General features: G+C 62.4%; 7 protein-coding genes and 1 pseudogene. 4 read left to right on the forward strand and 4 right to left on the reverse strand.

Features of this window, described 5'->3' with window-relative positions:
* Nucleotides 1-152 precede the first annotated feature (152 nt).
* Nucleotides 153-1,058: a LysR substrate-binding domain-containing protein gene (locus FVF58_RS38800; RefSeq protein ID WP_149674961.1), complete on the forward strand. Its 906-nt coding sequence runs from the start codon at nucleotides 153-155 to the stop codon at nucleotides 1,056-1,058.
* On the opposite strand, the gene FVF58_RS38805 is transcribed toward FVF58_RS38800, so the two are convergent.
* The gene (locus FVF58_RS38805; protein ID WP_149674962.1) at nucleotides 1,055-1,858 is read right to left on the reverse strand and encodes an enoyl-CoA hydratase-related protein; all 804 of its coding nucleotides are present in this window, start codon (nucleotides 1,856-1,858) and stop codon (nucleotides 1,055-1,057) included. The two genes, FVF58_RS38800 and FVF58_RS38805, sit on opposite strands and share 4 nt — an antisense overlap.
* Nucleotides 1,859-1,869: 11 nt before the next feature.
* The gene (locus FVF58_RS38810) at nucleotides 1,870-2,646 is read right to left on the reverse strand and encodes an SDR family oxidoreductase (protein ID WP_149674963.1); all 777 of its coding nucleotides are present in this window, start codon (nucleotides 2,644-2,646) and stop codon (nucleotides 1,870-1,872) included.
* Nucleotides 2,647-2,890: 244 nt separating this feature from the next.
* On the opposite strand from FVF58_RS38810, the gene FVF58_RS38815 reads away from it, so the two are divergent.
* The 3 genes from FVF58_RS38815 (at nucleotide 2,891) to FVF58_RS38825 (ending at nucleotide 6,348) form a co-directional block, all read left to right on the forward strand.
* Nucleotides 2,891-4,192: an MFS transporter gene (locus tag FVF58_RS38815; protein ID WP_149674964.1), complete on the forward strand. Its 1,302-nt coding sequence runs from the start codon at nucleotides 2,891-2,893 to the stop codon at nucleotides 4,190-4,192.
* Between the two features lie 22 nt (nucleotides 4,193-4,214).
* Entirely contained in the window at nucleotides 4,215-5,387 is a 1,173-nt protein-coding gene (locus tag FVF58_RS38820; RefSeq protein ID WP_149674965.1) for a thiolase family protein, read from the forward strand.
* Nucleotides 5,388-5,490: 103 nt separating this feature from the next.
* Entirely contained in the window at nucleotides 5,491-6,348 is an 858-nt protein-coding gene (locus tag FVF58_RS38825) for an oxidoreductase (RefSeq protein WP_149674966.1), read from the forward strand.
* On the opposite strand, the gene FVF58_RS38830 is transcribed toward FVF58_RS38825, so the two are convergent.
* Nucleotides 6,290-6,571, reverse strand: coding sequence for a hypothetical protein (locus FVF58_RS38830; RefSeq protein WP_149674967.1), 282 nt, complete (start codon nucleotides 6,569-6,571; stop codon nucleotides 6,290-6,292). The two genes, FVF58_RS38825 and FVF58_RS38830, sit on opposite strands and share 59 nt — an antisense overlap.
* Before the next feature lie 235 nt (nucleotides 6,572-6,806).
* Nucleotides 6,807-7,050: pseudogene (locus tag FVF58_RS53410) on the reverse strand (hypothetical protein); the annotation flags it as partial.

A 7,050-nucleotide genomic window follows, 5' to 3' on the forward strand; every position in this document is an offset into this window, starting at 1 on the left:
TGCGTTTCCTTGCATCGACGATACGGCGCAAGCAATTCGCCGACAAACGACATTTCCTGCGCGTTCGCTTGAGATTTGCTGATGTGAACAACACGGCCGCCTACGTATCAATCCCCGCATCCGGCGCGTTCACTGCGTGCTACCATTTTTCGATGCGAACCCTTCCGTCACTCAATGCGCTGCGAGCCTTCGAAGTCTGCGGCCGTCTGCTCAGCGTGCAGCTCGCGGCCAACGAGCTGAACGTCACGCCTGCTGCCGTCAGCCGGCAGATCAAGCTGCTCGAAGACCAGCTCGGCGTGCCGCTGTTCGAGCGCGGCCATCGCTCGATCACGTTGACGGCGATCGGCGAGCGCTATCTCGCTGACATCGTGCGTGGTTTCGAAACGATGCGAACCGCCACCATCAATCTCACCGAGGTGCGTCGCCGCCGCACGCTCAAGATTCGCGGCTACACGACGTTCGCGATGAACTGGCTGCTGCCGCGTCTTTCCACATTTCATCGCGACCATCCCGATGTCGAGGTCGTCTTTACGACGTCGCTGCAACCGGTTGACTTCAAGACCGAAGATGTCGATGCCGCGATTCGGCTCTCGCATGCGCCGTCGTCCGACATCGGCTCCGATCGCCTCGTGCCCAACGAACTCGTGCCCGTGTGCAGTCCTGACTTCCTGCGCGCGCATCCCGATCTCAACGACGCCACGCCCGATACGCTCTCGAACGTGACACTTCTACATTCGCTGGCGCGTCGCGAAGACTGGGCGAAATGGCTCGATGCAGCCGAAGTGCGCGGCGTCAATCCGCTTGGCGGCCTCAGCTACGAAAGCTCGGTGCTCGCGTACGCTGCGGCGATGCAGGGACACGGCGTCGCGATCGCGCAGCGCGTCCTCGTTGCCGATCAGTTGCACGAAGGCGCGCTCGTCACGCCGTTCTCATTCGTGCTCGATCTCGGCGCGTTCACTTACTACCTCGTGTATCCGCACGAACATCTGCAGAAGCCTGAGTTCGCCTCCTTTAGAGACTGGCTTCTCGCCGTGAGCGCCGCATCGCCCCACGCCTAACGTCCCTTGAAGCGCGGACTGCGCTTTTCAGCGAACGCCATACGCCCTTCGACGCGATCTTCCGAGTCGCGCATCGCACCCCAGGCGAGTTCCGTGAATTCGATTGCCTGCGCGAGCGGCACATTGCTGCTTGTCTCGACGATCTTCTTGATCATCTGCACGGCGAGCGGGCCATTCGCCGCGATCATGCCCGCTATCTGAAGCGCCTTGTCGAGCAGCGCGGCTGGAGCGGCAACATCGGAAACGAGACCCACGCGTTCTGCGTAAGCCGCGTCGATCCGGGCGCCGGTGTACAGCATTTTCATCGCGATGGCGGAAGGAACGGCCTTCTGCAGCGCCTGTATGCCGCACACCGCGGGAATGCTCGCGACGACCGGCTCAGGCAAGCCGAACACCGCGTTGTCCGACGCGACCCGCAAGTCGCATTGCAACGCGAGTTCGAGTCCCCCGCCGAGGCAATAGCCATTGATCGCCGCGATGAGCGGCTTGAAAAGGCGTAGCGATGTCAAGTCCATCATCCGCACGTAAATGCCTTCGGCGGCAGCGCGATCGACTGGCCTCACGAAAGACGAGGCAAAGCTCGTTTCCGGCGGCAGCGTGTTCTTGAGATCGGCCCCCACGCAAAACGACTTACTTCCTGCTCCCGTGAGCACGACCACGCGCACGTCGTCGTCATCGCGCGCCGTGGCGAGCGCCGCACGCAGCGCCTTGAGGCTGTCGAGGTCGAGTGCGTTGAGCGCTTCCGGGCGATCCAGCGTGACGATCGCGACATGCTCCGACTTGCTGTAGTGAATGGTCATGATGTGCTCCGTCAAACGCTGGGCGAGGACAGCGAACGCCCGCCGCACACATAGAGCGTTTGCCCGGTTATGTACGACGCCTCCCGCTGCGCAAAAAACGACACGGCTTGCGCGATATCGTCGGGCGTGCCAATGCGCTGCGCGGGCACGGACTTCTGCAAACGCTCCTGAAGCGCGGCATCGAAGGTGCGGAAAAGCGGCGTATCGACGATGCCCGGCGCGACGGCGTTGACCGTGACGCCTGCGCTGGCCCATTCGAGCGCAAGGCTGCGTGTGAGGCTGACCACGCCGCCCTTCGACGCCGAATAGTTCGACTGTCCCACGCCGCCGAGCCAGGCGCGCGACGCGATGTTGACGATGCGCCCGTAGCGCGCAGTCGACATAGGCGGGAGAACCGCGCGGCAGCACAAAAACTGCGACTTCAGATTGACGCCGATGACAATGTCCCAGTCTTCGTCGCTCATCTTCGTGATGCGCTTGTCGCGCACGATGCCGGCGTTGTTCACCAGTATGTCCACGCGCCCGAAGCGCTCGATCACGGTGTCGACGGCTTGATTGACGGACCCGCCGTTCGTCACGTCGACTGCCAAGCCGATGACCTCGACGCCTGAAGCCGCGAGTTCGGTGGACGCCTGATCGAGCGCCGCGCGATCGAGATCGAACAACGCGATGCGCCGACCTTGACGCGCCAGCGCCTGCGCGATGCCGAAGCCGATGCCCTTTGCGCCGCCGGTGACGATCGCGACTTCGGCGATATCGCCGTGGCGTGAATGAAGTGAAGCGTTCATGAAATGTCTCCGTGAAATCCAGTCCGCAATCCGTAGATTCCATGCTAGGGCGCGCGGCCCGTCCGCTTCAAACGACTTTTTTGGGGACTTCGATTGACTTGCGGTCAATCGAGAATGCGCGTTGTCGATGCAAAAAAAATCAATCGAAAGCGCAGAAAAAGTCGTTTGCCCGGCGCGCACCTGGAAAACTAGGATGCGTTCATATGCCGCCGGCATGTTCACATCGATAGACACGGAGACAAGCATGGATACCACCCTTCCGGGCGTCGCAGAGCCATCCGCCGCGACGCTCACGCGCGCTCAGAAACGAGCGATCGTCGCGGCGACGCTCGGCACCATCGTCGAGTTCACGGACTGGATCATTTACGCCACATTCGCGGCCCTTTTCTCGCGGCATTTCTTTCCTGCCCACGACGAACGCGTGTCGTTGCTATCGGCCTTCGCGGTATTCGCAGTCGGGTTCATCATGCGTCCCATCGGCGGCGCACTGCTCGGCGCTTATGCCGATCGACACGGGCGCAAGAACGGCCTCGCATTGTCGGTGGCGCTGATGGCCGGCAGTTCACTCGTGATCGCGATCTGCCCCGGCTATCGGTCGATCGGCTTCGCGGCGCCCGTCATTCTTGTTCTCGCCCGGCTCGTGCAAGGCTTTGCGGCGGGCGGCGAGTTCGGCTCTGCATCGACTTTTCTGATCGAATCGTCCGCGCCTTCGCGACGCGGTTTCGCCGGCTCGTGGCAGCACTTCGCGGTCAACGCGGGGGTGCTCGTTGCTGCGTCGATCGGCGCGCTTCTGACCTCGTTCATCGAGCCGTCCGCCATGGCGGAATATGGTTGGCGGATCGCGTTCGGCATCGCGGGCGTGATGGGTCTCGTCGCACTGTGGGTGCGGCTCGCGGTCGCCGAAACCGACGCGTTCAGGAAGGTCGCGAAGCACGGGCACGCACGGCATCCGTTCATCTCGATCGTGCGCGATCACCGTCGCGCTGCGCTGCGCGTGGTAGGCATCGCGATGGCGGGCAATCTCTGCATCTATCTCTGGCTCGTGCTGTTTCCGACGCTCGCGCATCTGAGAACCGGTCTGCCGCTTTCCACCGCGTTTCGGGCGAGCGTGATTTCGATCGTCGTATCGCTCATCGCGATTCCGTTCATCGGCATGTTGTCGGATCGCATCGGACGCAAGCCGGTTCTGCTCGTTTTCGCCGGCGGGTCGGCGCTCTTTGCGTGGCCCGCGTTGAGCCTGCTTTCCAATGACTTCTGGAACGCGACCGTCATCGTGACCATCGGCATGCTGCTGTCGTCGGGCTTCGCCGCGACGTGCGCGACCGTGATGGCCGAACAGTTTCCCGCGCACGTACGCGCAACGGGCGTCGCACTGCCCTATGCGATATCGGCGGCGCTCTTTGGCGGCACGCTGCCCTACATCGTCACCGCGATGTCCGGCTCGGGTTTGTCGCAATACCTGTGGATATACGTGGCGGCTGTGTGCGTTGTGGGCTTCGTCGTGTATGCGCGCATGCCGGAAACACGCGGAAAGATCCTCGATTAACGCTTTTTCTCTGGAGACAGCAATGCGAAAAGTAGTCATCGGCGGCGTCGGCATGACGTCATTTGGGAAGTTCCTCGAACGCAATCTGAAGTCGCTTTCCGAGGAAGCAGTCGCGCTCGCCCTGAAGGATGCGCGCGTGAGCGTGAACGACGTGGACCGCATCTTCTTTGGCAATGCCGCGGCGGGCGTTGTAACGGGACAGGAAATGATTCGCGCGCAATCTTCGTTGCGCAATACCGGACTCGATGGCAAGCCAATGTTCAACGTGGAAAACGCGTGCGCCTCGGGAAGTTCGGCGCTCAATCTCGCGTGGTGGTCGGTTGCGTCGGGGCAATCGGAGACGGCGCTGGTTGTCGGGGTGGAGAAGCTTTCGCACGAAGACAAGGCGATTTCATTCGGCGCATTCGCGAAAGCCGTCGATCTCGAAGAGCCGCTGCCCGAAGGCGTCACCACCGGCACCGGATCGCTCTTCATGGATCTTTATGCAGCGAAAGCCCGCAAGTGGATGGAAAGAACCGGAGCCGATGCAAGCGATTTCGCACGCGTCGTCGTCAAGAGCCGCCGCGCGGGGTCGCTGAATCCACTCGCCCAGTTTCGCAAGGAAACGACCATCGATGAAGTATTGGGGAGCCGCATGGTCAGCGATCCGTTGACGCTGTTCATGTGCTCGTCGATCGGCGATGGAGGCGCGGCCCTGTTCATCTGCTCGGAAGACTATGCACGCAGCCGCGACATACCGCCGGTGTTCATCCGTGCGAGTTCGATTGTCTCTGCAAAAGCCGACGGATCGGGCGAACTCGTCGCGGTGCGCGCAGCCAGACAAGCGTATGAGGCGGCCGGCATCGGACCGGAAGACGTGGATGTCGTCGAACTGCACGATGCATCGGCGCCCGCCGAGCTGATTCATTACGAGAACCTCGGCCTCTGCGCTTCCGGCGATGCGCCGAAGCTCATTCGCTCGGGCGATACGGATATCGGTGGACGCGTGTCCGTGAATCCGAGCGGCGGATTGCTGTCGCGCGGTCATCCCGTCGGCGCGACGGGCGTGGCGCAAATCGTCGAACTCACGCAGCAACTGCGCGGTAGAGCGGGCGCGCGGCAACGTCATGGGGCGAAGGTAGCGCTTGCCGAAAACAACGGTGGTCAGCTCGCCGGCGATTCTGCTGTCGCTCTTGTCACGATTCTGTCCACCTGAGTGAGGGAGGCTGTTCGCGCCAGCGCGTCGGAACCTGAATCCGGCGCGCGAATCTCCCGTCATATACTTCGTTCGCCTTTAGTCGCAAACTTAGGAGCGCATCATGAGCAACATCACGAAACAGCAGTTCAAGCGGGTCTGGTTCATCACGGGCGCGTCGCGCGGTCTTGGCGCGCTGATTGCGCAAGCTGCCCTTGCACACGGCAATGCAGTCGTCGCGGCAGGACGCAACATCACTGCGATCACCGAGCGTTTCGGCGAATCGCACGCGCTGTTGCCCGTCGCGCTCGACGTAACCGACGAGGCGCAAGCAAGAGCCGCCGTCGCCGCAGCCATCGAGAAATTCGGTCGCATCGACGTGCTGGTCAACAACGCGGGCTTCGGCCTACTCGCGGCCGTCGAGGAATCGAGCGACGCGGACGTGCGTCGCATGTACGACACCAACGTCTTCGGCCTGCTGAATGTCACTCGCGCGGTGTTGCCGGTCATGCGCAAGCAGAGCTCGGGGCACGTGATCAATCTGTCGTCGATTGGCGGTTATCGTGCGGCGGCGGGGTTCGGCGTGTACTGCTCGACGAAGTTCGCTGTCGAAGGCATCACCGAAGCACTTCACGCAGAGCTCAAGCCGCTTGGCATTCATGCCACCGTTGTCGAACCGGGCTACTTCCGAACCGATTTCCTCGATGCGTCGTCGCTCGTCGTCGGCAAGGAGGTGATCGACGACTATGTCGAGACGTCGGGCGCTGTGCGACGTTTGGCGGTCGGGATGAATCACAATCAGCCCGGGGACCCGGAAAAGCTCGCAACGGCCCTCGTCACGCTGGCCGATGCGCAAACGCCGCCTCTGCGTCTTCCGCTCGGCACAGACACGCTGAAGGCCATCGCCGACAAGAATGCGTACGTCACCGCGGAAACTGAACAATGGAAAGAACTGTCGCGGTCGACGGATTTCCCGCTTTGATCCGCTTGTTCGCGAAGTGGAGCAGCAGCGTGACGAGGTGGGCGCCGGTGAAATCGCGCGAGCGGAACACGTCGAGCGGCATCATGGGGTGACGGCTGTTCGCTTCGATCATCACGAGTGCGGACAGCACGAGCACGCCGGCGCCGATCGCGCACAACACGAACGAGCCGCCCGCTACCGGCCTCACCGCCGACGTGATCGCGCCGACGCCCGCCGTAGTCACCTCGTCGCAGACCGTCCCGCGCTACGGCAAGCGCACCCAACTCCATCGCCGTGCTGGTGCGCACTACGGCTCGGCAAGGCGGCGGCGGGAAGCGCTTCACGCCGTCGATCCGCATGTGCACGACGCGCGAGAGATACGCGGTGCGTGATGAACTGAATCAGATCGCGCAGAATGCGCCGCATTTGCCGCGTGGGATGGCGGGCGGTGCGTGTCGCGCGCCGTGAGAGCGCGATCGTCATCGATTCTCCTTGACGTAGGTGATTGCGTCGCGCATGGCGCCGAAACGTCGGCGGTATTGCGCCGGTGTGAGGCTCACCTTGCGTCTGAACAGGCGGCTGAAGAATCCCGCGTCTTCGTAGTCCGCCCTGAATAACCCGAAAGGCTTTATGCGACGGAGCTTTGAGGTCGAAATGGTGTTGTGAGATTTGCAGGAACCTGGCACATTAACGCGAGAACCCTGCATTTTTCGACGAGGTGCA

The organism is Paraburkholderia panacisoli, assembly GCF_008369935.1.
Lineage (GTDB): Bacteria > Pseudomonadota > Gammaproteobacteria > Burkholderiales > Burkholderiaceae > Paraburkholderia > Paraburkholderia panacisoli.

What these genes read in the sequence shown, in the direction of transcription:
- FVF58_RS38825 (WP_149674966.1), top strand. Translation starts at nt 5,491, where the DNA reads ATGAGCAACATCACGAAACAGCAGTTCAAGCGGGTCTGGTTCATCACG.
- FVF58_RS38820 (WP_149674965.1), top strand. Translation starts at nt 4,215, where the DNA reads ATGCGAAAAGTAGTCATCGGCGGCGTCGGCATGACGTCATTTGGGAAG.
- FVF58_RS38800 (WP_149674961.1), top strand. Translation starts at nt 153, where the DNA reads ATGCGAACCCTTCCGTCACTCAATGCGCTGCGAGCCTTCGAAGTCTGC.
- FVF58_RS38815 (WP_149674964.1), top strand. Translation starts at nt 2,891, where the DNA reads ATGGATACCACCCTTCCGGGCGTCGCAGAGCCATCCGCCGCGACGCTC.
- FVF58_RS38810 (WP_149674963.1), bottom strand. Translation starts at nt 2,646, where the DNA reads ATGAACGCTTCACTTCATTCACGCCACGGCGATATCGCCGAAGTCGCG.
- FVF58_RS38805 (WP_149674962.1), bottom strand. Translation starts at nt 1,858, where the DNA reads ATGACCATTCACTACAGCAAGTCGGAGCATGTCGCGATCGTCACGCTG.